Annotated in this window: 26 protein-coding genes; 16 read left to right on the plus strand and 10 right to left on the minus strand. The window is 62.1% G+C overall.

Annotation, left to right across the window (positions count from 1 at the left end; translation table 11 throughout):
* The first annotated feature begins 2 nt into the window (after positions 1–2).
* The 3 genes from fliD (at position 3) to K3174_RS05050 (ending at position 2,438) form a co-directional block, all read left to right on the plus strand.
* The gene (fliD, locus tag K3174_RS05040) at positions 3–1,364 is read left to right on the plus strand and encodes a flagellar filament capping protein FliD (protein ID WP_247711882.1); all 1,362 of its coding nucleotides are present in this window, start codon (positions 3–5) and stop codon (positions 1,362–1,364) included.
* A 1-nt stretch (position 1,365) separates the two neighbouring features.
* Complete coding sequence (locus K3174_RS05045) at positions 1,366–1,746, plus strand: flagellar protein FliS (protein ID WP_221556282.1); 381 nt, start codon at positions 1,366–1,368, stop codon at positions 1,744–1,746.
* Between the two features lie 95 nt (positions 1,747–1,841).
* Positions 1,842–2,438, plus strand: a complete 597-nt coding sequence (locus K3174_RS05050) for a response regulator transcription factor (protein WP_221556283.1) — start codon at positions 1,842–1,844, stop codon at positions 2,436–2,438.
* A gap of 12 nt (positions 2,439–2,450) precedes the next feature.
* Here the strand turns inward: K3174_RS05050 and K3174_RS05055 are convergent, their stop codons facing one another.
* The 9 genes from K3174_RS05055 to K3174_RS05095 form a co-directional block, all read right to left on the minus strand.
* A complete protein-coding gene (locus K3174_RS05055; protein WP_221556285.1) occupies positions 2,451–2,846 on the minus strand; it encodes a hypothetical protein in 396 nt (131 codons plus the stop codon).
* A 150-nt stretch (positions 2,847–2,996) separates the two neighbouring features.
* Positions 2,997–3,722, minus strand: a complete 726-nt coding sequence (locus tag K3174_RS05060) for a sigma-70 family RNA polymerase sigma factor (RefSeq protein ID WP_221556287.1) — start codon at positions 3,720–3,722, stop codon at positions 2,997–2,999.
* Positions 3,719–5,821 carry a flagellar biosynthesis protein FlhA gene (locus tag K3174_RS05065; RefSeq protein ID WP_221556290.1) on the minus strand — a complete coding sequence of 701 codons (2,103 nt, stop codon included), beginning with the start codon at positions 5,819–5,821 and terminating at the stop codon, positions 3,719–3,721. The genes K3174_RS05060 and K3174_RS05065 overlap by 4 nt, the downstream gene beginning before the upstream one ends.
* Positions 5,818–6,672 carry a transglycosylase SLT domain-containing protein gene (locus tag K3174_RS05070; RefSeq protein ID WP_345719586.1) on the minus strand — a complete coding sequence of 285 codons (855 nt, stop codon included), beginning with the start codon at positions 6,670–6,672 and terminating at the stop codon, positions 5,818–5,820. The genes K3174_RS05065 and K3174_RS05070 overlap by 4 nt, the downstream gene beginning before the upstream one ends.
* Positions 6,673–6,749: 77 nt before the next feature.
* Positions 6,750–7,085, minus strand: a complete 336-nt coding sequence (locus tag K3174_RS05075; protein ID WP_247711883.1) for a hypothetical protein — start codon at positions 7,083–7,085, stop codon at positions 6,750–6,752.
* Positions 7,082–7,369, minus strand: a complete 288-nt coding sequence (locus K3174_RS05080) for a flagellar biosynthesis anti-sigma factor FlgM (protein WP_221556292.1) — start codon at positions 7,367–7,369, stop codon at positions 7,082–7,084. Before K3174_RS05080 ends, K3174_RS05075 begins: the two co-directional genes overlap by 4 nt.
* A gap of 79 nt (positions 7,370–7,448) precedes the next feature.
* Positions 7,449–7,961: a flagella basal body P-ring formation protein FlgA gene (locus K3174_RS05085; RefSeq protein ID WP_221556293.1), complete on the minus strand. Its 513-nt coding sequence runs from the start codon at positions 7,959–7,961 to the stop codon at positions 7,449–7,451.
* Between the two features lie 56 nt (positions 7,962–8,017).
* Positions 8,018–8,437 (minus strand): hypothetical protein, encoded by a 420-nt coding sequence (locus K3174_RS05090; protein ID WP_221556295.1) that lies wholly within the window; start codon positions 8,435–8,437, stop codon positions 8,018–8,020.
* The gene (locus K3174_RS05095; RefSeq protein WP_221556297.1) at positions 8,434–9,090 is read right to left on the minus strand and encodes a MotA/TolQ/ExbB proton channel family protein; all 657 of its coding nucleotides are present in this window, start codon (positions 9,088–9,090) and stop codon (positions 8,434–8,436) included. The genes K3174_RS05090 and K3174_RS05095 overlap by 4 nt, the downstream gene beginning before the upstream one ends.
* Positions 9,091–9,274: 184 nt before the next feature.
* Here K3174_RS05095 and flgB point away from each other — a divergent pair, with 184 nt between their 5' ends.
* Genes flgB through K3174_RS05160 form a run of 13 tightly spaced genes read left to right on the plus strand, consistent with a single transcriptional unit; the run spans position 9,275 to position 18,738 of the window.
* Positions 9,275–9,622, plus strand: coding sequence for a flagellar basal body rod protein FlgB (gene flgB, locus K3174_RS05100; RefSeq protein WP_221556299.1), 348 nt, complete (start codon positions 9,275–9,277; stop codon positions 9,620–9,622).
* 2 nt (positions 9,623–9,624) lie between these two features.
* Complete coding sequence (gene flgC, locus K3174_RS05105; protein ID WP_221556301.1) at positions 9,625–10,029, plus strand: flagellar basal body rod protein FlgC; 405 nt, start codon at positions 9,625–9,627, stop codon at positions 10,027–10,029.
* Complete coding sequence (locus tag K3174_RS05110; protein ID WP_221556302.1) at positions 10,026–10,307, plus strand: flagellar hook assembly protein FlgD; 282 nt, start codon at positions 10,026–10,028, stop codon at positions 10,305–10,307. The genes flgC and K3174_RS05110 overlap by 4 nt, the downstream gene beginning before the upstream one ends.
* Before the next feature lie 15 nt (positions 10,308–10,322).
* The gene (locus tag K3174_RS05115; RefSeq protein WP_221556304.1) at positions 10,323–11,135 is read left to right on the plus strand and encodes a flagellar hook-basal body protein; all 813 of its coding nucleotides are present in this window, start codon (positions 10,323–10,325) and stop codon (positions 11,133–11,135) included.
* A 5-nt stretch (positions 11,136–11,140) separates the two neighbouring features.
* Entirely contained in the window at positions 11,141–11,881 is a 741-nt protein-coding gene (locus K3174_RS05120) for a flagellar basal body rod protein FlgF (RefSeq protein ID WP_221556305.1), read from the plus strand.
* Between the two features lie 22 nt (positions 11,882–11,903).
* Complete coding sequence (gene flgG, locus K3174_RS05125) at positions 11,904–12,692, plus strand: flagellar basal-body rod protein FlgG (protein WP_221556307.1); 789 nt, start codon at positions 11,904–11,906, stop codon at positions 12,690–12,692.
* Between the two features lie 11 nt (positions 12,693–12,703).
* Positions 12,704–13,357: a flagellar basal body L-ring protein FlgH gene (locus K3174_RS05130; protein ID WP_221556309.1), complete on the plus strand. Its 654-nt coding sequence runs from the start codon at positions 12,704–12,706 to the stop codon at positions 13,355–13,357.
* A gap of 11 nt (positions 13,358–13,368) precedes the next feature.
* Positions 13,369–14,466 (plus strand): flagellar basal body P-ring protein FlgI, encoded by a 1,098-nt coding sequence (locus K3174_RS05135; RefSeq protein ID WP_247711884.1) that lies wholly within the window; start codon positions 13,369–13,371, stop codon positions 14,464–14,466.
* Complete coding sequence (locus tag K3174_RS05140) at positions 14,463–14,768, plus strand: rod-binding protein (protein WP_247711885.1); 306 nt, start codon at positions 14,463–14,465, stop codon at positions 14,766–14,768. Before K3174_RS05135 ends, K3174_RS05140 begins: the two co-directional genes overlap by 4 nt.
* Positions 14,768–16,108, plus strand: a complete 1,341-nt coding sequence (gene flgK, locus K3174_RS05145) for a flagellar hook-associated protein FlgK (protein WP_221556319.1) — start codon at positions 14,768–14,770, stop codon at positions 16,106–16,108. Before K3174_RS05140 ends, flgK begins: the two co-directional genes overlap by 1 nt.
* Complete coding sequence (flgL, locus tag K3174_RS05150; RefSeq protein WP_221556321.1) at positions 16,105–17,016, plus strand: flagellar hook-associated protein FlgL; 912 nt, start codon at positions 16,105–16,107, stop codon at positions 17,014–17,016. The genes flgK and flgL overlap by 4 nt, the downstream gene beginning before the upstream one ends.
* A 29-nt stretch (positions 17,017–17,045) precedes the next feature.
* Entirely contained in the window at positions 17,046–17,909 is an 864-nt protein-coding gene (gene motA, locus K3174_RS05155; RefSeq protein WP_221556323.1) for a flagellar motor stator protein MotA, read from the plus strand.
* A 1-nt stretch (position 17,910) separates the two neighbouring features.
* Positions 17,911–18,738 (plus strand): flagellar motor protein MotB, encoded by an 828-nt coding sequence (locus K3174_RS05160; protein WP_221556325.1) that lies wholly within the window; start codon positions 17,911–17,913, stop codon positions 18,736–18,738.
* A gap of 21 nt (positions 18,739–18,759) precedes the next feature.
* Here the strand turns inward: K3174_RS05160 and gyrB are convergent, their stop codons facing one another.
* Positions 18,760–21,282, minus strand: coding sequence for a DNA topoisomerase (ATP-hydrolyzing) subunit B (gyrB, locus tag K3174_RS05165; RefSeq protein WP_221556612.1), 2,523 nt, complete (start codon positions 21,280–21,282; stop codon positions 18,760–18,762).
* Between the last annotated feature and the right edge of the window lie 90 nt (positions 21,283–21,372).

Raw genomic sequence — 21,372 nt, forward strand, 5'->3', positions numbered from 1 at the left:
ACATGGCCGGCCTTGCAACGCAGCTTGCCGAGGCGCAGTTTGCCGGACGCAACCAGCGGCTGGTGAGCCAGTCGGAAGCACTCGAACAGCGCATTTCGCTCGCCGGATCGATCCGCAGCAACTTTTCGGCTTTCGCTTCCGCGCTCGGCGATCGTCTGCGGACCGGCGACCTCGCACCGCTGCCCACCATCACCAATTCCGCGGTCGCCGCCGTATCCAGCCCCTTGGGTTCGATCGGCAAGGGCAGCTATTCGCTCGAGGTTACGAAGCTGGCGACCGGTCAGGTTCTGACCGGGCCGACCTATGGCAATGCGCAGGACACGGTGGGCGCCGGTTCGCTGACGATCCGCTTCGGCCAAACGAGCAATGCCAGCTTCGCCGAAGATACCGCCAGAACGCCTGTGACGATCGATGTCGCCCAGGGTGCAACGCTGGCCGACGTGGCAGCGGCCATCAACGCCAAGAATGCCGGGCTGAACGCTTATGTCGCCCAGACGACCACCGGCGCTCAGCTGGTGATCAAGGGTGCCGACGGGGCCAAGAACGGTTTCACCATCGAAGCCGTCGAGGATGCAGCCAATCCGGGCCTTTCCGCCCTATCGTGGCAACCGGGCAGCGATCCGGCACGCATGGTAAAGACATCGGGCGATGCCGAGTTCCTGCTCGACGGCCTGGCGCGGACCAGTGCATCGAACAAGATCGACAGTGTCGCGCCGGGACTGTCGTTGACGCTCACCGGCACCAATGCCGGGGCGCCTGCCACGATCGCGTTTGGCAGCCCCGACAGCGCGCTATCGTCGCTGATGCAGGATCTGACCGGGGCGCTCAACGAGATAGGTAACGAACTGCGCAGCGCGACGGACCCGCTGACGGGGGAACTGGCCCGGGATGCGGGCGCCCGGGCGCTCAGAAGCAGCCTGTCCGCTCTCGGGTCTGCCGTAATCATGCCCAACGCGCCGGACGGGTCGCCGCGCACACTGGCGGAGCTCGGCCTTGCAATCCAGCGCGACGGCAGCTTCACTTTCGACAGCACCAAGTTCGCGGCTGCGATGGCCCGGGATCCCGCTGGTGTCGCAGCGATGTTCACCACAGGTCTCAACGGCGTCTATTCGACGATCGATCGCATGGCGCGTTCGAACAGCGTGTCGAGCAATCCCGGCTCGCTTGCGGGTTCGATCGCCCGATACCAGTCGCAATCGCAACAGATCACGCGCGACCTCGAGGATCTTGCCGACAAGCAGGAAACCTTGCGCGCAAATATGGTTGCCCGCTTCGCCAAGGCCGACAGCCGTATCGCGGCATCCAATTCCACCCTGACCTTCCTCCAGTCGCAGATCGACGTCTGGAATTCCCAGAGGGATTGAGATGCTCAGCCGTTCCAAGCCCAATGAAGCCTATCGGCAGGCAAGCTTCGATGCGCGCCTGCTCGGCAGTTCGCGCGACGACCTGGTAATCTTCTGCCTCGAAGACTTTATCGAAAATCTGGGGCGGCTGGAGCTGGCGGATGCGCGTTGCGATTCAGTCGGCCGCAGCAGGGCCATCACGCGCTGCGTCACCGCCTTGACGGCACTGGAACTCGGCATCGATCGTAAAGCGGAACTGGGTGCAAGTCTCGCTCATCTCTATGGCTCGGCAAAAAAGGTTCTGCTCAACTCGATCCGGACAACCGACGTCGCCAATATCGCCGTGATCAAAAGTGATTTTAGCGAGATCGCCAGCGCGTTCCGCGGTGCGATGCACAACTAACCCCCGTGGGTTTCCTACGTGTTTTCACTAGGGTGCGGGGCAATTGGGCATCAACCATAATCTTGCAAAACGGTCCTATTCCATTGGGGGCCGTCATGAAGATCGCTGACTTTACCTTCTACGTTATCGACCAGAACCTGCAGCGGCGCAATGCACTCGCACGCTTGCTGAACAACTATGCGCGGGCCGTTCCGTTCGACAAAGTATCGGAAGTGGGTTCGGTAACGGCGGACAAGCCCTGCTTTCTCGTGTACGACGAAGGCGACCAATTGCAGGCATGTCTTGGCGAAACCATCGTGCAGGACACAATTGCGGCCGTGTTTGCCTATTCTGCGCAGCCCAAACTCGAACGGGTCTTCGAAATCCTCGACAAGGGGGCCGGCGGTTATTTCGATTATGACGGCGGCGATGCGGACCCTTCGGGTGCGATCAAGCAGTTGCTGCATCGCAACGCCAAACGCGTCGCGCTCCGGCGACGTCGGCAGGTCGCCACTCGGCGGCTGCAGGCGCTCAGTCAGCGGGAGCAGGAGGTTCTGCGCGCCGTGTCGGATGGACAATCGAACAAGGCCATCGCTCGCCATCTGTCGGTCAGCCCGCGGACGATCGAGGTCCACAGGCGCAACATGATCGCAAAGCTCGAGGTGCCGTGCACGATTTCTGCCGTTCGCCTGGCGCTCGAAGCCGAGCTCTGACCGCAAGACGGGTCAGTCGGACGTTCCGGCTACAGCGCCTCCGAGCAACAGCAACGCACGGGCGCAGGCGGCGACCAGAGCGATAGCCGGATCCTCGCCGAAGAAATTGCCTTCTTCGATTTCGCCCGAGAACGACACCAGCGCCGAAGACGGACCGCTTGCAGCACGGGTTACGAGCACTCCGCAATAAGGGCCGACCAGTTCCATCGCTGCGCTCACATATGCGCGAGCTTCGTACAGCTCTTCCAACCGCGCCGGTGCGACTGGTTGGTCGAACAGGCCAGCATACTTCTTCGGCGCGCTGTTACGCAGTTCGGCGAACACCGCCAACGCCGTACGCGGCTCGTAAAGACGGCCCTCGGCGCAATCGTCGACATATTGCTGAACGCTTGATTCCCACGGCGACATTCGCCCACTGCTCCATTTCGGGGGGAGTTAAAGACCAAGCGCTTCAATAGATCAAAACGGGTGCTCCAGCATACGGCATTGCACTTAAGTTCCATGGCCGTGATGGCTGTGTCCATTTATGGCACGGAAATAGTCGGTGACGGTAAACGTCTAGATGGACTCTGCTGCCACAAGTCCAATTCGTAGTTTTTCAAGCGCGTTCGCCTTGAGTTGGTGTACGCGTGGAACGCTGACTTCCAGGATTGTCGCAATTTCGGTCAGATTGAGTTCTTCCAGAAAGTGCAGCTGGATCACGAGTTGCAACCGTTCCGGCAGAGCGGCAATTGCCTGGGTCAGCGCTGCCTTGTCGGCGGCATCGAGCAGCAGGGCCTCCGCGTCGGGTTCGTCGCTGACGAAGGCCGGGTTAGTGTCCGAATAGCAGTCTTCGAGATCGACGAGCCGGGTGGCGATCTGATCGCGTGCCTTGTGATACTCCTCGACCGAAATGTTCATGGCGTACGCCATTTCCTCCGCACTCGCATCGCGGCCCAGTTCCCGGCGCAACTGGTCGGCTGTGCCTTCCATCTTCCTGCGCAGGGCGGCGGCACCGCGGACGTGATGGGACTGGGACCGCAGGAGATCGATCATGGCACCGCGAACACGCATCTTGGCATAAGCCGCAAAACCGTCCTCGCTCGGGCGTTCGTGTCGCTGCGCGCACTCGGTCAGGGCGATCATTCCGGCTTGCAGGAGATCGTCGACGTCGAGCGAGGCACCGCAACTGCCTTCGTAATACCATGCCAGTTTGCGGACCATGGGGAGGAACTTTTCTATCCGCTCGGTGATCTCGCTCGCATAGGCGCGCTGCGCGTTGAAATGGGCGTGCTCATACTTCATGCTGCAAGGGCCTCCGTTTCATGGCCGAGTTGTGCAGGTTGCTTGGGTGTTTCATCGCCAACAACGGCGATCACTTCGATCGGCTGTGCGGCGGGAAGTTCGTTGATCGACAGCACCAGGCACTGCGGTGCGCGGAGCCTCAGAAGAGCGGTCAGTGCGCGGCGCGCGCGAGGCTGTACGATCAGTGCCGGGCGCGCTGCCGCAGGATCGCGTTGCGATACGATTGTGGCGATCCGCTCACCGATCGAACGCGCGAGATCGGGCTCGATGACGATTTCGCCCGATGCCGGATCCTGCAGGCCGCTGACAACCATATCCTCCAGCGCCGCCGCCAGTGTGATAACCGGAAGTTTGGCATCCGGCGGACAGGCCTCGGCGACGATCATGGCTCCCAGATCCATTCGCACGATATCGACCAGACGATCATGCTCGGACGTCTGCTGGGCCGCGAGCGAAATGCTCGAGAATACGCGCAGCGCATGGCGCAACGAAATCCCATCGGCGAGTAGCGCCTTGAGCAGGCGGGTCACGGCTGCCAGGGACAGTGGCTGCGGGGTGATCGTTTCTATCAGCTGGCCATGACGCCCGCGCAGGTGATCGATCAGGTCGCGAACCTGGTCGGGGCCGAGCAAATCCTGCGCGCGGACAGCCAGCAACTGATGGATCTGGGTTGCGATTACGCTTTCCGGATCGACCGCGAGATAGCCTTCGGCGACGGCCAGATCGCGCGCACCCGGATCGATCCACAAGGCGGGGCAGCCGAAGCTGGGATCGACAGTTGCTTCGCCGTGGATCGCCTGGGAACGCATGACTTCGCCGGTGTCGATGGCGAGCATGTGGCCGGGCTTGATCTTGCCGCCCCCGATCGTCGCCCCGCCCAGCATGATCCGATAGCCATCGGGCTCGACTTCGAAGCTGTCTTCGATCCGGAACTGGGGAACGATGAAGCCGAAATTCTGGCACATCTGCTTGCGAAGACCGGTCAGCCGCGCGACCAGCGTGGCGCCGCGCTTCTCGTCGGTCAGGCTGATAAGGCCATAACCGAGCTGGATGGTCACGAGCGTCTGGTCGGTTACCTCGTCGATAGCGATATGCGCAGGATCGGGCGCGGCAACGGGTTCCGGCAGGGTCTTCGCGGCTTCCTGCCGCTTGCGCAAGCTGTGCCACAGCCAGAAGGCGGCGGCCGAAAGCGGCAAGATGATCGATTGCGGCATCGCCGGGATGCAGCCGATCACAAACAATATGCAGGCGACGGGAAGCCAGATCTTGGGGTCGGCCAACTGACCGCCGATCTGGCCGGTCAGGTCGCGCGCGTCCGAAACGCGGGTGACGATGACCGCGGCGGCAATCGAGAGCAGCAGCGCCGGCACCGAGGCGACCAATGCGTCGCCGACGGCCAGCGTCACATAGAGCGATCCGGCTTCGCCAGCCGAGAGCCCGTGGGTCGTCATTCCGAGCACGAGGCCTGCGATCACGTTGATCAGCAGAATCAACAATGCAGCAACGGCATCGCCTTTCACGAACTTGCTGGCGCCGTCCATCGAGCCGTAGAAATCGGCTTCCGTGGCGATTTCGCGGCGGCGTGCCTTGGCTTCGTCCGCAGTCAGCAGCCCCGCAGCCAGGTCCGCGTCGATCGCCATCTGCTTGCCGGGCAGTGCATCGAGGGTGAAGCGGGCCGAAACCTCCGATACGCGCCCTGCACCCTTGGTCACCACCATGAGATTGATGATCATCAGGATCAGGAAGACAAAGATGCCGACTGCGAAATTGCCGCCGATAAGGAAAGCGCCAAAGGCTTCGATCACCTTGCCCGCCGCTGCGCCGCCTTCGTGCCCGTTGAGCAGTACGATACGTGTCGAGGCGACGTTGAGTGCGAGCCGCAAGAGTGTGGCGAACAGCAGAACGGACGGGAACGAAGAAAAATCCAGCGGCTTCTGCGCGTTCATTGCCGCCATGAGGATCGACACGGACAGCGCGATGTTCATGACGAAGAAGACGTCGAGCAGCATTGCGGGGATCGGCATCACCATCAGCAGGATGATCGTCAGGATGCCGATCGGCAGGGCGAGGCCCGGGTTGAGGAACTGACGCACGCTCACAGACCGAATGCCTTGAATTTGGTATAGGCCGCGGCAATCTGCTCATTGGCTCGATTACCGGGGGCGCCACCTTCGCCGAATGTTGCGCGGAGCGTATCTGCCATGGACCCGCGCTGCCGGGTGTCCGATGGCAGCGACGGGACCGCGAAACCGCCACGATCCGGACTGCCCCGTCTCATGGGGGACTGCGCCGCAAATCTGGAGAAATCGTGACCCGTCGGCTGCCAATTGCCCGGCATCGGCGTCTCTCCGTAGGCGTTTGCGACCTTGTCTTGCATAAGTGCCATGACTTCGCCCACCGAACGGGGCGCAGCACCGGAATAGAAGATCGAGCGGTTGGCCCGCGCCGCTTGCGGCATGAGTGCCGCGGCCGACTGCCCGGGGTCGCTGCCGAGTGCACCGAGAAATTGCTGCGCACCGCCAAGGCCCAGGAAATGCGCCAGATAGAGTTCTGCAGGTTCGGGCTCGCGACCGAGCGTGATGCGCAATCCTTCGGAGTTTTCTCGCGTCAGCTCCGCTGCCATCAGCGACGATGCGTCGACATCGTAGCGCAACGACAGCAGCTGATCGCGCGTGGCCCTATCGGATACCCGGCCGCCAGGGCCAATGGCCGCATCCGCCCAGTCGAGGCCGTGCTTCGCGCCGTGCCGGTCGAGCGTGCGCAGCCAGGTGGAATCGATGAACTGATAGAGACCGGTGGCGCTCGAAGTCTGCGCCTTGGCGCTGGGATCGAGGCCGGATTCCAGCCTGGCCTGAGCAAGCAGGTAGTCGAAATCGACTCCCGTGCGCGTCGCGGCGCGGGCGATAGCGCCCTGCACTTCGGCGGTCTGGACTGGGTTGATGGTAGGCACGCATCCTCCGGGATTTGGTTCCCCGAAGGTTCAGCAAGATGCGTGCCAAAAATCCCTTGAAGATTGGCCCGACTAGCTCAGGCGAGCGCTACCTGTGCTCCCTGGCGAGGGAGGGCGGTATAAGGTGCGTTGTGGCCAGTCAGCGCGCCGAGGCGGTTCTGCACGTTGGTGGCGATCAGATTGCGCAAACGGCGATTGATCTCGTTCAAACGACGAACCGCATCGAGCACACCGAGGCACTCTTCGTCGAGACTGGACCTCTCCACCGCTTCCAGTTTGGTACAAAGATCCATCTTGCCATTGGTGCAGGTAACGATGCGATCGAGGTCGAGGGCGGCAAGCGCCTGCCGCTCACCCTGCAAAAGGGCGAGCATCTGTTGCAGGGTCGCAAGGGTTTCCTGTTTGCGGGTCATTTACCGACCTTTCCGTACATGCCAGCGGCGATGATCGCGTCGGCGATCTTGGTGGGAATCAGCGGGTAGGTGCCGGATTCAAGCGCTTTGCGGATTTCGGCCACGCGCTCATGATCGACCGGAACTTCAACACCCGCAGAGAGGCGCGACGTAGCAACGGGCGCTTCCGCTTCGCGGGGTTCGGCAGCAACCTTCTGCGAAGGCGAGGTTTTCGCGGCAGGCGAGACGGCGGTGCTCGGACGCACCAACGATCCCGAGAATTCCGGCAATCCGACAATACGCATCGTTTCGCTCCATAAGCTGGTTGTCCAACAGAACGGCTAAAGATGCGCGGGTTTAACTCCCCGGCAATAAATTTGCCGGTTACGGCAAATCTATGCCGACCTGGCCCGGACGAATGACAAGTGCTCTCATCGTTTCGGTCCGCTCGCCACTGGCGCGAATCCTGATCCATTCGCCTTGCGCGCCGTCTTCAACCGCGGATCCCTGGCGGGTGAGCGTAAAACCTCTGCCACGCACCAGAATGCTCACGTTTTCGCCGCGCTTGACGATCGTCTCGCCATATTGCTCGGGAACCTGGCCGGCATGATTGGCCACCCCGTCCACGGCCACATAGATGCGCCAGCCCTCGCGCGGACAAGCTACCTGGATCGAGCGTTGGTCGCGTCCGAACCATTGCAGGTCGAGCGGCGACTGGCAGCTAGCCAGCCTCAGTCGGCGATCCACGGGCAATTTAGCACCGCCCGGCTGGCCGATCGCGGCGCCGGTAAAGTCGGCCACGGCGCGATCGATAATCGAATGCTCCATGGGCGAGGCTGCGGCGGCGGTCGTCGCAAAAAGCGCGGCGGCTGCTGTTCCGAGGAAGATATTGCGCATGATCGGTGTTCACTCCGGTGTACGAATCCACCCGTCGAGAGGCGGGATCTCACAAGCTATGGAGCAAGGTTCGTGCCATCCTGTGGGGTGCGGAGGTAATCGACCGAGATCACCAAGTCGTCGACGGTGTTTGGCTGGGCGATCAGGCGCATCGGGACCTCCGCGTCGTCGGCTTCGGCCATAATGCGTTCGGCCTCGACCAGTGCCTCGGTGCGCCGGCCAGGCGTATAGCTGACGGATAGGGTCGCCAATTGTCGCTCGTCGGTCACCGTTGCCAACAGCCACTCGCGGACCGTTTCGCCTTCCGCTGGCCGGTGTACGGCAAGGGCCGACGATGTCGCAGGAGCCTGCCTCGTTTCATCGACCCGGGATTGGGGCTCAGGCTTCTGTCCCGCGGCTTGCGCCGTAATCAGGAACAGGATCAGGGCGAGGTCGGCGGTGACGGTCTGCCAGCCGGAAGCTGCACGAATGATCATGCTACGGCCCTGTCGGCGTGAGGCGGTGTGGCCGCCATTCCCGTCTTGCGGATACCGCTCGCCAGCCATTCGAGGACTTCGTCGCGATCCAGTTCCTCGCGACGGGACTTGCGCGCAATTGCGCTGGCAAGCGGCGAGAAAAGGAAGTTGGCGGCGATCAGGCCATACAACGTAGTCACGACCGCCATCGAAATGGCACCGACGATCCCCAGCTGTTCCGGTGTCGATCCCTGGGCCTGTCCCAGCGCAATCAGGGTCCCGGCAAGGCCGAGGATCGGGGCCAGTTCGGCAGCGCTGTTGAACACGCGCTCTGCGGTCTGCGCGGTCGCTACCCGTGCTTCCTTGAACTTGTGATGCTCGCCGTGCAGCGACTGGATCGAACGCTGGCTGATGATGAGATCGGACAGGCTGTCGAATTCGCTGTCCCCGAAGTGTTGCGGTTCGGCGCGGAGAAACCCGTCATCGGCGATTTCACGTATCTGCACGGCAAGCGCGGCCTTGGCGTTAGTGACGTCGAACGGCGTCTCGACCAGGCCCCGCAGGGCGCCGATCGCGATGCGGGTATCGGCCATACCGCACCGCAGCAGCGTTGCCGCCAAAGTGCCGACGAAGACGATTGCGATCGCCGCCGGGTCGAACCAGGTTTCCATCATGAGGTAGCTACTCCTTGCCGCCAAGAACGGCGGATTCAGGCGCAGATTTACACGGCGGACGAACTTTGCCGCCCACCGGCAAACGCTTGCCGGAATCTGCCGATCTGATTGTTTCCGGGCTCGCTTTTCACTTTTGGCACGCCCTTTGCTGAGCGTTGTTCCGTATCTTTATGCGGAGGCTCGAATGAGCGAAGGATTGTTTGGCATTCACGGGGCGGCACTGGAAATCCGGTCGCAGCGCATGGGTGTGCTCGGCTCCAACATCGCCAATGCGGCAACCCCCGGCTACAAGGCGCGCGACGTCGATTTCGCCGATGCGCTGCAGGCCCGCCTGGGTGGTGTCGAAGCGGAGCGGGCCACCGACGGCGCGATCCAGTATCGTATCCCGACCATGGCCAGTCTGGACGGCAACACTGTCGAGATGGCGACCGAGCAGGCCGCCTTCGCCGAGAACGCCGTCGCCTATTCGGCCACGCTCAATTTTCTGCGCGGTCGGGTCGAAACCGTCACTCGCGCGATACGGGGCGAGTGACGATGCCGGGACCGACATCCTTTTTCGAAGTAGGCCACCGTGCCATGTCCGCGCAGCTCGTGCGGATGAACACGGCAGCCTCCAACCTTGCCAATGCCGGTTCGGTCGCTGCGAGCGAGGCGGAAGCCTATCGCCCGATGCGCACCGTGTTCGAACAGGAACTCGACCGTGCCTCGGGCCTGTCATCGGTTCGCGTAGGCGGAGTGGTGCGCGAAGATGTCGCACCGATCCGTCGCCACGATCCCGGGCATCCGCTCGCCGACGAGAACGGCGACGTGTGGGAGGCCCCCGTCGATGAGAACGCCGAAATGGTCGAGATGCTCGAAGCCTCGCGCCAATACCGCAACATGGTCGAAGCCATGTCGACAGCCAAGCAGCTCATGCTGGAAACGATGAGGATGAAATGATCACTTCGATTACCAACCAGACTCCCACGTCCACCCCCAACAGCCCCGTTTCGGGCCGCGGAATGGACTCGTTGGGTCAAGGCGATTTCCTGCGTTTGCTGACTGTCCAGATGCAGCAGCAGGATCCCTTCGACCCGGTCGATAACAAGGAGATGCTCGCGCAGATGGCGCAGTTCTCCTCGCTTGCCGGGGTCTCCGAAACCAATGCCATGCTCGAGCGGATCGCGGACAAGCTCGACCAGCTGATCGAAACAACCCAGTCCGCATCCGAAATCTGATCACGGAGACATTCGATGTCCTTCTATACCTCGCTTAACGGCATGAAGAATTCGCAGACCTCGCTCGGGGTAATTGCGCACAATATCGCGAACTCGGAAACCTATGGCTTCAAGCGGAGCCGTACGGAATTCTCCGAAATCGTCGCCGGTTCGGCGCTGACCAATCCGCGGATGATCCAGGGCATCGGTGCCTCGGTGAAATCGATCACACAGAATTTCTCCCTGGGTCCGGTAGAGCAGACCGGCTCGGCGCTCGATCTGGCGATCACGGGCGACGGTTTCTTCACGGTCCGTTCCGCCAGCGACGGATCTACGCTCTATACGCGTGCAGGCTCCTTCAGCCCCAGTGGCAACGGCAATATCGTCGATGCAAGCGGCAACCGGTTGCAGTTGTTCCCGGTCGATGCCAACGGCCAGGTGACCGGCAACACGTTGACCGACGCCACCCTGCCGCCCCAGAACGCGGCTGGGTCAGAGTTTGTCGGTGTCACCATCGACAAAGACGGCTTGGTGTCCGCCTCCTATGCCGATGCCTCCGTCGAACCGATCGGTATGGTGGCGCTCGCCACATTCATTTCGCCCACCGGTCTCAAGAAGGTCGGCGATGCGAACTGGGAAGGCACCGGCCTGTCCGGGCAGGCGACCTATGGCACGCCCGGCATTGGCGCCTATGGCTCTCTGCTGTCAGGCTCGCTTGAGCGTTCGAACGTCGACATTGCGGAAGAACTGGTCGGGCTGATTACCGCCCAGCGCAATTTCCAGGCGAATGCCAAGGCGATCGACACCGCGACCCAGATCTCGCAGACCGTCATCAACCTGCGGACCTGATCGCCATGGACCGCCTTATCCACACCGCGCTTTCGGGCATGCGGGCGTCGATGGACAGCCAGCGCGTCATCGCGAGCAATATGGCCAACGCCAATACGCTCGGCTTTCGCGCGGAGTTGCTCGATCAGCGTCCGGTCACAATCGAAGGCCAGCCTCTCGAGGCCCGGGCGATGCAGGTCGCTCGGGTGCGCGGTGCGGATATGGTCGCGGGCGAAATCATCGAAACCGGTCGCAATCTCGACGTCGCGATGGCGACCGACGCGCTCATGGCCGTGCAGGCAGAGGATGGCACCGAGGCCTACACCCGCCGCGGCGATCTGTCGATTTCGGCCACCGGCCTGCTTGTCAATGGCGAGGGGCGCCCCATCCTCGGCGACAACGGACCGATCACCATCCCGCCGGTCGGCATACCCGGGATCGCACCCGATGGAACGATCACCATTGCCGACCCGGCCACGCCCGACCAGCCACCTGCCGAAATCGGCAGGATCAAGCTGGCGGTCTGGCAGGGCTCTCCGATCAGCAAGGGGCTCGACGGCCTCTTCCGTGTCGAAGGCGGCGGCATCCTGCCGACCGACGAGGCCGCGACTGTTCAGGTCGGCGCGCTCGAACAGTCGAATGTGAAAACCACCAAAGTGCTGGTGGAGATGATCGATGCGCAAAGGCTTTTCGCCATGCGCAGCAAGGTCGTCGCGACGGCACGCGAAATCGATGAAAGCGGCGCGCAGCTCATGCGCCTCGGCTAACCAGCGAAAAGGATAGACCATCATGCCCACTTCAGCTCTTCAGGTCGCACGTACCGGGCTCGAGGCGCAGGATGCGCGCATGCGCGTCATCGCCAACAACCTCGCCAATGTCGGCACTACCGGCTTTAAGCGCGACCGTGCGAACTTCGCCACGCTGGCGTATCAGGATGCCCGCGTTGCCGGACAGCGTTCGTCGGGCGAAACCGCCTATGCTACCGGGCTCAACCTCGGCACCGGCGTGGCCGTCCAGTCGACCAGCCAGATCATCACGCAGGGCGCGCTCAACACCACCGGCAACGCCTTCGATATCGCTCTCGATGGCGACGGCTATTTCCAGATCGAAATGCCCGGCGGGCGGACCGGCTATACCCGTGCCGGCAATTTCACGCTGTCCGCTGAAGGCCAACTGGTTACGCAGCAGGGATATGCCGTCCAACCCGCGATCACCGTGCCGGAGGGTGCGACCGCGATTGCGGTATCGCCCGATGGTACGGTCTCCGCAACGCTGCCCGGCGAGGCGGAGCCGGCCGAACTGGGCCAGATCCAGGTTGCGCGCTTCACCAATCCTGCAGGTTTGCAGGCCATAGGCGACAACTTCCTGGTCGAGACCGCTGCGAGCGGAGCAGCCGAACTGGCGGCGGGCGGCGAAAATGGCCGCGGCAATATTCGCCAGGGCATGCTCGAAAGTTCGAACGTGAACATCGTCGAAGAGCTGGTCGAAATGATCGAGTGCCAGCGCGCCTACGAAATCAGCTCGAAGATGGTGTCGGCGGTCGACGAAATGCTTCGCAACGCCAACCAGACGCTCTGAGGATCGCATCAATGAAATCCGCAATCTGTCTTGCTCCGCTGGCGCTTGCGCTTGCCGCCTGTGGTGGCGGTTCCGCAAGGCCGGAAGGGTTTTCCGCCGCGCTGCCACCCCCACCGCAGACTGCTCAGACACGCCACCAGGATGGCGCCATCTATCAGGCCAGTCACGGTTACGCGCCGCTCTATTACGGCAATCGCGCAGCGCGTGTCGGCGATATCGTCACGATCGTACTGATCGAGCGCACGCAAACGTCCAAATCGACCAGCGGATCGACCAAGCGCGATGGCAGTCTCGGGCTTTCGCTCCCGACCTGGACCGGAATCGATAGCAGCGACCTTAATGCATCGGGCGGCGGGTCGTTCAAAGGGTCGGGCGATGCATCGCAAGCGAGTTCGATCCGGGCGGACCTGACCGTCACGATCGCCGAAGTTCGCCCGAACGGGACGGCATTGGTACGTGGGGAAAAGGTCATGCAGCTCAGCCAGGGCGAAGAGTGGGTGCAGCTTTCGGGCATCATCCGCCTTGCGGACATCGACCAGGACAACCGTATCTCGTCGATCCAGGTGGCCGATGCACGCATTTCCTACTCGGGAGCCGGTTCGGTCCAGCGCGCTAGCCGCGAAGGCTGGCTGTCGCGCTTCTTCGGCGTGATTTCGCCCTTCTGAGGATGTCGATCATGATCCGCCATCTTACCCTTCTCTTCGTCGCGCTGCTCGCGTCGCTGCCGGTTCCGGCTGCCGCCGAGCGGGTTCGCGATCTTGGCCAGTTCCAGTCGGTCCGTTCTAACCAGCTTACCGGTTACGGTGTTGTTGTCGGCCTCGACGGTTCGGGCGACGACAATTTTGCCTATGTCACGCAGGCCATGCGCGGCGTGTCGGGTCGCCTCGGCCTGCAGCTGCCGCCGGGTGTGAACCCGGCGCTCAAGAACGCTGCCGCCGTTATCATAACTGCGGAACTGCCCGCCTTTGCCAAGCCCGGCCAGCGGATCGACGTGACCGTTTCGACCATGGGTAAAGCCAAGTCGCTGCGCGGCGGTGCGCTGATCATGACCCCATTGTACGGGGCCGATGGCCAGGTCTACGCGATGGCGCAGGGCAACCTCGCTGTCGGCGGCCTCGGCGTGTCGGGCAAGGATGGCTCGAAACTTACCGTCAATGTGCCGACCGTCGGCCGCATTGCCGACGGTGCTACCGTAGAGCAGGCAGTAGCGAGCAATTTCGATTTTTCCGAAGTGCTGCGCTGGAACCTCTACAATGCCGACTTCCTGACCATCTCGCGCGTACGCGACGCCATCAATGGCGCCTATCCAGGCATGGCGCAGGTCGAAGACGGCGTGACCCTTGCGCTGATGCTGCCGCCCGGTGCCAATACGCGCGCCGAGATCATGGCGCAGATCGAAATGCTCGACGTCGATCCGGCCGAGCGCGCTGCCAGAGTGGTGATCAACAGCCGTACCGGTACGATCGTCATCTCGAGCGCGGTCCGGCTGGCGCCCGCCGCGATCAGCCATGGCAGCCTGGTGGTGCGGATCGACGAAGATCCCATTATCGTGCAGCCCGAACCCTTCTCTCGTGGTCAGACCGCTGTGGAACCCAGCAGCACCATCACCGCACAGCAGGAGGAGAGCGTAGTTTCGCGCGTAGGTCCGGGAGCCTCGCTGGCCGAGGTGGTGGACGCGCTGAATGCTCTGGGTGCAAGCCCGGCAGACCTGGTCGCCATTCTCGAGGGGCTCAAGCAGGCCGGCTCGCTGACAGCCGAACTGGTCATCATATGATGTCCTATCCCATCAATCCGACCGGAGCGAAGCTCTTGGCCGAGCGCGATGCGGCGCCCGTTCGCAACGAACTGCGCGAAGCGGCGCAGCAGTTCGAAGCCATCCTGCTGCGCCAGATGCTCGCGAGTGCGCGAAGCACGGATTTCGGCGGGAACGATCTGTTCGGCGGCGAGGGCGAAGCAACCTTTCGTGAAATGCGCGATGCGCGTTTTGCGGAACTCACGGCGCAATCCGGTCAGCTCGGCTTTGCCACCGCCATCGAAAACCAACTCGCCCGCTTTCTACCACAGGATGACAACTGATGGCCTCAGACCTTCTCTCGATTGCCTTCAGTGGCACGCGCACGGCACGCGCGGCGCTCGATGTGACCGCACAGAACATCGCCAATGCATCGACCGGTGGCTATGTCCGGCGCACCCTTACCGTTGCGGAAGTCGCAGCATCCGGTGGGCCTGGCCGGATCGGCGACATCTCGCTTTCCGGTTCCCGGATTGCGGAAATTCGCCGGAATACCGATCCTTTTCTGCAGAGCGAAGTCCGGCGCACATCGAGCGATCTCGAACGCGCTAACGCCGAGCTGAAAGGGCTGCGCAATATGGAAAGCGCGCTCGAACAATCGGGCGTTTTCAGCTCGATTGTCGAATTCGAAGCCGCGCTCCAGCAGCTTGCTGGCGACCCGGTCGATCCTTCCCGGCGTGCTGCGGTCATTGGTGAGGCCACGACGCTTGCGAGCAAGTTCAACATAACCGCTTCGAGTTTGGAGGCCGTCGGGGAAGGCCTGCATTTCGAAGCCAATGCCCAGGTTTCCGAAGCCAATACCATCGGCAGCGAACTTGCACGCGTAAACCAGCACCTGGCGCGAGCGGGAAGCGGCGGTAGCGACCGCGCGGCTCTGCTGGACCAGCGTGACCAACTGCTCGAGCGGCTGGCCGGCTTCACGTCGGTCACCACGAGCTTCGCAAGCGATGGGACCGTTGCCGTTTCGCTGGGCACCAACCCTCCCCGAAGCTTCGTCGATGGTGGCACCTCCGGCACGCTGAGTTCGGCAGTAGCCGCCGACGGAACCCTCAGCTTTGCTGTCGATGGCCAGGCGGTCTCCCCGGGTTCGGGAAGCCTTGCCGGCGCCTCGCTCGCCCTTACCGAACTGGCTTCCGTTCGCGGTCGTCTCGATACCATCGCAGCCGGGCTGGCCGATGCGGTGAACAACGCCCAGGCTGCCGGCGTGGCGCTGGACGGTTCTCCCGGTCAACCGATCTTTTCCGGGACCACCGCAGGCACGCTGAGGGTGGTCATGAGCGACGGACAGGGGCTTGCAACTGCACCGACCGGAGCAGGTGCGGGCAGCCGCGACGATTCCAATCTCGCGGCCCTGCGCCAGTCACTGGCCAATCTGGACCCGGCGCAGCAGTTCAGCGGTCTGCTGTTCGATGTGTCGAGCAAGGTCGCAGGACGCAATATTACGCAAAGCGCGCTGGAAACTATCGCGTCGTCGGCCCGGATATCTCTTGAAGAGCAGTCCGGGGTCGACCTCGATACCGAGGCGGCCAACCTCATCCGCTTCCAGCAGGCGTTTCAGGCTTCGGGTCGCGCCATGCAGGTGGCCAGCGACATATTCGACACTCTCATCGGGATCGGACGATGATCAATCTCAGCACCAGCGCATTCTACGATCGCAGTTCAAGCCAGATCGGGGGCCTGCGCGCCCTTGCCGAATCGCTCCAGCTACAAATCGCGACCGGCGAACGGCTCGAGAAGTCGTCGGACGATCCGGTGGCTGCCGCCCGGCTGCGTATGCTGGCACGCACGGAACGCCTGGCGGATGTCGATACACGCAATTCGCAACTGGCCGAAGCGGATCTGTCGCTTGGCGACCAGACGCTGGACTCGGTCGCCGATATCGTCGTTCGCGTTCGGGAACTTGCCGTGCAGGCTGCATCGAGCACGCTGAACGACGAGCAACGTGCCGCGATCGGCGTGGAGGTCGCGAGCTTGCGCGAAAGTCTGATCGGATTGGCCAATAGCCGAAATACTGCAGGCCACGCACTTTTCGGCGGGCAGACGGCAGGCGCTGCATATGTCGACAACGGAACCGCGGTGCAGTTCGTCGGCACTGGCAGCGTTGCCCCGCTTGAAATCGGTGAAGGGCAGACTGTCGAACCGGGGTTGACCGGGCCCGAAGTGTTCCAGTTCGACTCCGCAAATGGTCCGACAGACCTGTTTGCAGTGCTCGGTACCCTCGCCGCCGCCTTGTCCGCCGGTGGGCAGGGAGCAATCGATGCCAGCTCTGCAGTGCTCGCCGAACTGGACACGGGCCTGGAAAAGGTAACCACCGCTCAGACCGTCATCGGTTCGCGTCTCAACTGGATCGATCTGATGTCGGAGCGCCGGGAAAACAACGCAGAGCGCATCGCCGACGAACGTTCCGATGTCGGTGGAGCCGATATCGCGATCACGATGACCCGCCTGCAGGAAACTCTCACCGTACTCGAGGCGAGTCAGGCGAGTTTCGTCCGTCTCGCAAATCTCTCACTGTTTTCAATGTTGCGCTGATCGCGCGCCCAGCCGGAGGAATATCAGGAATGTACGCGATCATCGGCATTGTAGTGCTGCTCGTCATGGTTTTCGGCGGGTTCATGCTCAGCGGCGGGGCAATGGGCCCAGTCCTGAAAGCCATGCCTTTCGAAATGCTCATCATCGGGGGCGCTGCCATCGGCGCAATGGTTGCGGGCAATTCCCTCGAAGGGTTGAAGGCTATCGGCGGAGCGTTCGGCAAGATCTTCAAGGGTCCGCAGCACAACAAGCAGGACCACATAGATGCAATTGCCCTGACCTCGCAACTTATGCGCATGCTCAAAAACGACGGCCCGGTCGCGCTCGAAAGCCATCTCGACGATCCGGCCAATTCCACGGTATTCAGCGCTTACCCGAATCTCCTCAAGAACAAGCCCTTGATCGCACTGATCTGCGACACGCTGACGCTCATCGTGGTTTCTTCCGGCACGCTGGAGACCCATGCCGTAGAGGAGGTGATGGACAATGCGATGAAGACGCATTTCCATGAACTGCACGAGCCGCAGCACAATCTCCAGACGCTCTCGGACGCGCTGCCGGCGCTCGGTATCGTTGCCGCCGTACTGGGTGTCGTCAAGACCATGGGATCGATCGATCAGCCGCCAGAGATTCTCGGCAAGATGATCGGTGCTGCGCTGGTTGGGACATTTCTCGGCGTGCTGCTCGCCTATGGCATAGTCGGGCCGCTTGCCGGGCGTCTAAAGCAAGTGCTCGAGCAGGACGAGCAGATATTCCATGCCGTAAAGCAGGTGATCATCGCTTCGCTCTACGGACATCCGCAGCCGCTGGTGGTGGAAAGTGCGCGCTCCGGTCTGGGCCACACCGTCAGGCCGGGTTTGAACGAACTCCTCGACGCTCTTCGGGGTCGCTGAAATGGCCAGTAGCCCGGCAGGTCGTAACGATCCGGTCCCTATCATCGTCAAGAAAGTGACGGTGGTCGCAGCCGGCCATCATGGCGGCGCGTGGAAGGTCGCCTATGCCGACTTCGTCACTGCCATGATGGCCTTTTTCCTGCTGCTGTGGCTACTTGGCGCCACGACAGAGGATCAGCGCCAGGGTCTGGCAGACTATTTCACGCCGACACTCGTGAAAACCAAAGAGCAGAGTGCTGGCTCAGACGGTGTTTTGGGCGGTGCATCGCTTGTCGATCCTGACAATTATCCGCATGCGGCAGGACAGACCGGTACCCAGGCACTGACCGTTCCGCGCGATGCGACGGGTGGGCCGAAGGAGGGGGTCGCGACGATCGGGCGCATCCGCGAACGAGTTACCGAGGCGGTTGCGGAGGAAGAACGGCTCAAAAAGCTGATGCGGCAAGTTCGGATGATCGAAACGACCACCGGCATCCGGATCGATCTTGTCGACGACGCGAATTTCTCGATGTTCGCGCTGGGGACGACGGTTCTTACGCCGGACGCCCGAGATCTGCTGAATGTCGTGGCTAAGGCCATTGCCCCTGAAAACGGCAAGATTAGTGTGCGTGGACATACGGATGCTCTCCGCTATCGAGACCCGACGCGGGTCAACAACTGGTCCCTTTCGGCGGGCCGTGCCGAAACCACGCGACAAACCTTGATCCGCGAAGGGATAGCGGGGAACAGGTTCCGCCGGATCGAAGGGGTCGCAGACACGGAGCCGCTGATCGCGAAAGACCCGGCAGACCCTCGCAATCGCCGGATTTCGATCTCGCTGGAGAACTAGGGGCGGATTGGTTGGAGCCCGTCAGACGTCCAGATTCGCGACGTTCAGCGCGTTGTTCTGAATGAATTCGCGGCGCGGTTCGACGACGTCCCCCATAAGGCGCGTGAATATCTCGTCGGTTACGTCGGCATCCTCGACCTTGACCTGTAGCAGCGCACGATTGTCCGGATCGAGCGTGGTCTCCCACAATTGTTCGGCGTTCATTTCGCCAAGACCTTTGTAACGCTGAATCTTCTGGCCCTTGCGCCCTGCGGCCATCACAGCCTCGAGCAATTGTGTCGGCAGCGTGATTGCATCTTCGGAAAGGATCGGTGCATCCTCATCCGTATCGCCGCTGTCGATCTCTTCCAGCTCCGTGTCGGCAGTGCTGCGAACCAAGCGTAGCGGAGCCGAATAGACATCGGCGAAATCCTGGGCGATGCGATGCAATTTACGCGCCTCGGCACTGTCGAGGAATGCCGGGTCGATCTCGTGAACATCTGTCACGCCGCGCCACAGACGGCTCAGGCGGACCTTGCCGTCGCCGCCAGTCTCCGCGGCCCAGCGCGCTTCGGGATCGCCCATCTGCAAGTGAGCGGCAGTTCGATCGAGCGCAGCCGAACGGTCGCCCGCAGGATCGAGTGCGCCGGCAAGTGCCATCGCTTCGATCAGATCGGATTTATACTTGCGGGGCACGAAGCCCAGCAGGTTGCGCATTCTCAGGCCGTGTTCGACCAGTGCATCCAGTTCTCCGCCGCCGCGTACGGCGCCGCTCGCTGTTTCGAGCATGCGCCCGTCCAGCCCCTGTGCGATCAGGTAACGATCATAGGCTGCTTGATCCTTCAGATAGACTTCGCTCTTGCCCCGCGACACCTTGTAGAGCGGCGGTTGCGCAATGAAGAGATGCCCGGCCTTGACGATTTCGGGCATCTGACGATGGAAGAAGGTCAGCAGCAGCGTGCGGATATGTGCGCCGTCGACATCAGCGTCGGTCATGATCACGATCTTGTGATAGCGCAGCTTCTCGAGATTGAACTCGTCGCGCAGGCCGGTGCCCATTGCCTGAATCAGCGTACCCACTTCTTTGGACGAGATGATCCGGTCGAAGCGCGCGCGCTCGACATTGAGGATCTTGCCCTTGAGCGGCAGGATCGCTTGCGTCTTGCGGTCACGGCCCTGCTTGGCCGACCCACCGGCCGAATCGCCCTCGACCAGGAAGAGTTCGCAGTTCTCGGGGTTGCGGTCCTGGCAGTCGGCCAGCTTGCCGGGGAGCGAAGCGATGCTCATCGCGCCCTTGCGGCTCATCTCACGCGCCTTGCGGGCAGCCTCGCGCGCGGCGGCAGCATCGATCACCTTCTGGACGATGGCCTTGGCCTCATTCGGGTTTTCTTCCAGCCATTCGCCCATCTTTTCGCCCATCAGCGATTCCAGGGGCTGGCGGACTTCTGAACTGACCAGCTTGTCCTTGGTCTGGCTGGAAAACTTGGGATCGGGCAGCTTGACCGAAACGATCGCCGTCAGGCCTTCGCGCATGTCTTCGCCCGAAAGCGAGACCTTTTCCTTCTTCAGCAGCCCGCTGGCTCCGGCGTAGTTGTTCAGCGTGCGCGTCAGAGCTGTGCGGAAGGCAGCGAGGTGCGTGCCGCCGTCGCGCTGCGGGATATTGTTGGTGAAGGTGAGGACATTCTCGTAATAGCTGTCGTTCCATTCGAGCGCGACGTCGATGGCGATGCCGTCCTTTTCCGCGCTGACCGCAATCGGTTCGGCCACCAGCGCCTGCTTGTTGCGATCAAGGTACTTCACGAAGGCCGCAATACCGCCTTCGTAGAATAGATCGTGCTCCTGCGATTCCTCGTGGCGCTTATCACGCAGCAGTATGCGCACGCCCGAGTTGAGGAAGGCGAGTTCGCGGTAGCGGTGTTCGAGCTTCTCGAAATCGAACTCGATAACGTTCTTGAAGGTTTCCTCCGACGCCTTGAAGGTGACGCGAGTGCCCTTCTTGAAGCCATCCTCGTCGGGGTTCCGTTCGACTTTCGGCGCATCGCCTACGACACGGAGGCTCTCCACCGCATCGCCGTTCTCGAAGCGCATCCAGTGCTCCTGGCCATCACGCCAGATGGTAAGTTCGAGCCATTCGGACAGCGCATTGACGACCGAAACGCCCACACCGTGGAGGCCGCCCGATACCTTGTAGGCATTGTCGTCGCTGGTGTTTTCGAACTTCCCGCCCGCGTGGAGCTGGGTCATGATGACCTCTGCCGCCGATACGCCTTCTTCCTTGTGCATATCGACCGGAATCCCGCGACCGTTATCCTCAACAGACACGCTGCCGTCCGGGTTGAGCTCGATCAGAACGAGGTCGCAATGACCCGCGAGCGCCTCGTCGATGGCGTTGTCCGACACCTCGAAAACCATGTGGTGAAGGCCCGACCCGTCATCCGTATCGCCGATATACATGCCTGGCCGCTTGCGCACTGCATCGAGGCCCTTGAGAACCTTGATGGAATCCGCGCCGTAACCGTTTTTCTTCGGCGCTTCGGCGCCCGTGTTTTCAGGGGTAGTTTCCATATCGAGCATATAGGCTTTCACGGGCGATTTTCCAAAGTTTCGCGGCCGAATTTACCCACAGATTGCCATGCGCCCGGTTTCAGCTGCAAC

This window comes from Qipengyuania qiaonensis (genome assembly GCF_019711515.1).
GTDB lineage: Bacteria > Pseudomonadota > Alphaproteobacteria > Sphingomonadales > Sphingomonadaceae > Qipengyuania > Qipengyuania qiaonensis.

Bases quoted from the DNA above. Each gene is read 5' to 3' on its own strand.
- K3174_RS05160 (WP_221556325.1), top strand. From the start codon at position 17,911: ATGGCCAGTAGCCCGGCAGGTCGTAACGATCCGGTCCCTATCATCGTC.
- flgK (WP_221556319.1), top strand. From the start codon at position 14,768: ATGGCCTCAGACCTTCTCTCGATTGCCTTCAGTGGCACGCGCACGGCA.
- motA (WP_221556323.1), top strand. From the start codon at position 17,046: ATGTACGCGATCATCGGCATTGTAGTGCTGCTCGTCATGGTTTTCGGC.
- K3174_RS05135 (WP_247711884.1), top strand. From the start codon at position 13,369: ATGATCCGCCATCTTACCCTTCTCTTCGTCGCGCTGCTCGCGTCGCTG.
- flgG (WP_221556307.1), top strand. From the start codon at position 11,904: ATGCCCACTTCAGCTCTTCAGGTCGCACGTACCGGGCTCGAGGCGCAG.
- K3174_RS05085 (WP_221556293.1), bottom strand. From the start codon at position 7,961: ATGCGCAATATCTTCCTCGGAACAGCAGCCGCCGCGCTTTTTGCGACG.
- flgL (WP_221556321.1), top strand. From the start codon at position 16,105: ATGATCAATCTCAGCACCAGCGCATTCTACGATCGCAGTTCAAGCCAG.
- K3174_RS05075 (WP_247711883.1), bottom strand. From the start codon at position 7,085: ATGACCCGCAAACAGGAAACCCTTGCGACCCTGCAACAGATGCTCGCC.
- K3174_RS05110 (WP_221556302.1), top strand. From the start codon at position 10,026: ATGATCACTTCGATTACCAACCAGACTCCCACGTCCACCCCCAACAGC.
- K3174_RS05120 (WP_221556305.1), top strand. From the start codon at position 11,141: ATGGACCGCCTTATCCACACCGCGCTTTCGGGCATGCGGGCGTCGATG.
- K3174_RS05090 (WP_221556295.1), bottom strand. From the start codon at position 8,437: ATGATCATTCGTGCAGCTTCCGGCTGGCAGACCGTCACCGCCGACCTC.
- K3174_RS05055 (WP_221556285.1), bottom strand. From the start codon at position 2,846: ATGTCGCCGTGGGAATCAAGCGTTCAGCAATATGTCGACGATTGCGCC.
- K3174_RS05130 (WP_221556309.1), top strand. From the start codon at position 12,704: ATGAAATCCGCAATCTGTCTTGCTCCGCTGGCGCTTGCGCTTGCCGCC.
- flgC (WP_221556301.1), top strand. From the start codon at position 9,625: ATGCCGGGACCGACATCCTTTTTCGAAGTAGGCCACCGTGCCATGTCC.
- fliD (WP_247711882.1), top strand. From the start codon at position 3: ATGGCCGGCCTTGCAACGCAGCTTGCCGAGGCGCAGTTTGCCGGACGC.
- K3174_RS05060 (WP_221556287.1), bottom strand. From the start codon at position 3,722: ATGAAGTATGAGCACGCCCATTTCAACGCGCAGCGCGCCTATGCGAGC.
- K3174_RS05045 (WP_221556282.1), top strand. From the start codon at position 1,366: ATGCTCAGCCGTTCCAAGCCCAATGAAGCCTATCGGCAGGCAAGCTTC.
- K3174_RS05080 (WP_221556292.1), bottom strand. From the start codon at position 7,369: ATGCGTATTGTCGGATTGCCGGAATTCTCGGGATCGTTGGTGCGTCCG.
- K3174_RS05095 (WP_221556297.1), bottom strand. From the start codon at position 9,090: ATGATGGAAACCTGGTTCGACCCGGCGGCGATCGCAATCGTCTTCGTC.
- flgB (WP_221556299.1), top strand. From the start codon at position 9,275: ATGAGCGAAGGATTGTTTGGCATTCACGGGGCGGCACTGGAAATCCGG.
- K3174_RS05140 (WP_247711885.1), top strand. From the start codon at position 14,463: ATGATGTCCTATCCCATCAATCCGACCGGAGCGAAGCTCTTGGCCGAG.
- K3174_RS05050 (WP_221556283.1), top strand. From the start codon at position 1,842: ATGAAGATCGCTGACTTTACCTTCTACGTTATCGACCAGAACCTGCAG.
- gyrB (WP_221556612.1), bottom strand. From the start codon at position 21,282: ATGGAAACTACCCCTGAAAACACGGGCGCCGAAGCGCCGAAGAAAAAC.
- K3174_RS05115 (WP_221556304.1), top strand. From the start codon at position 10,323: ATGTCCTTCTATACCTCGCTTAACGGCATGAAGAATTCGCAGACCTCG.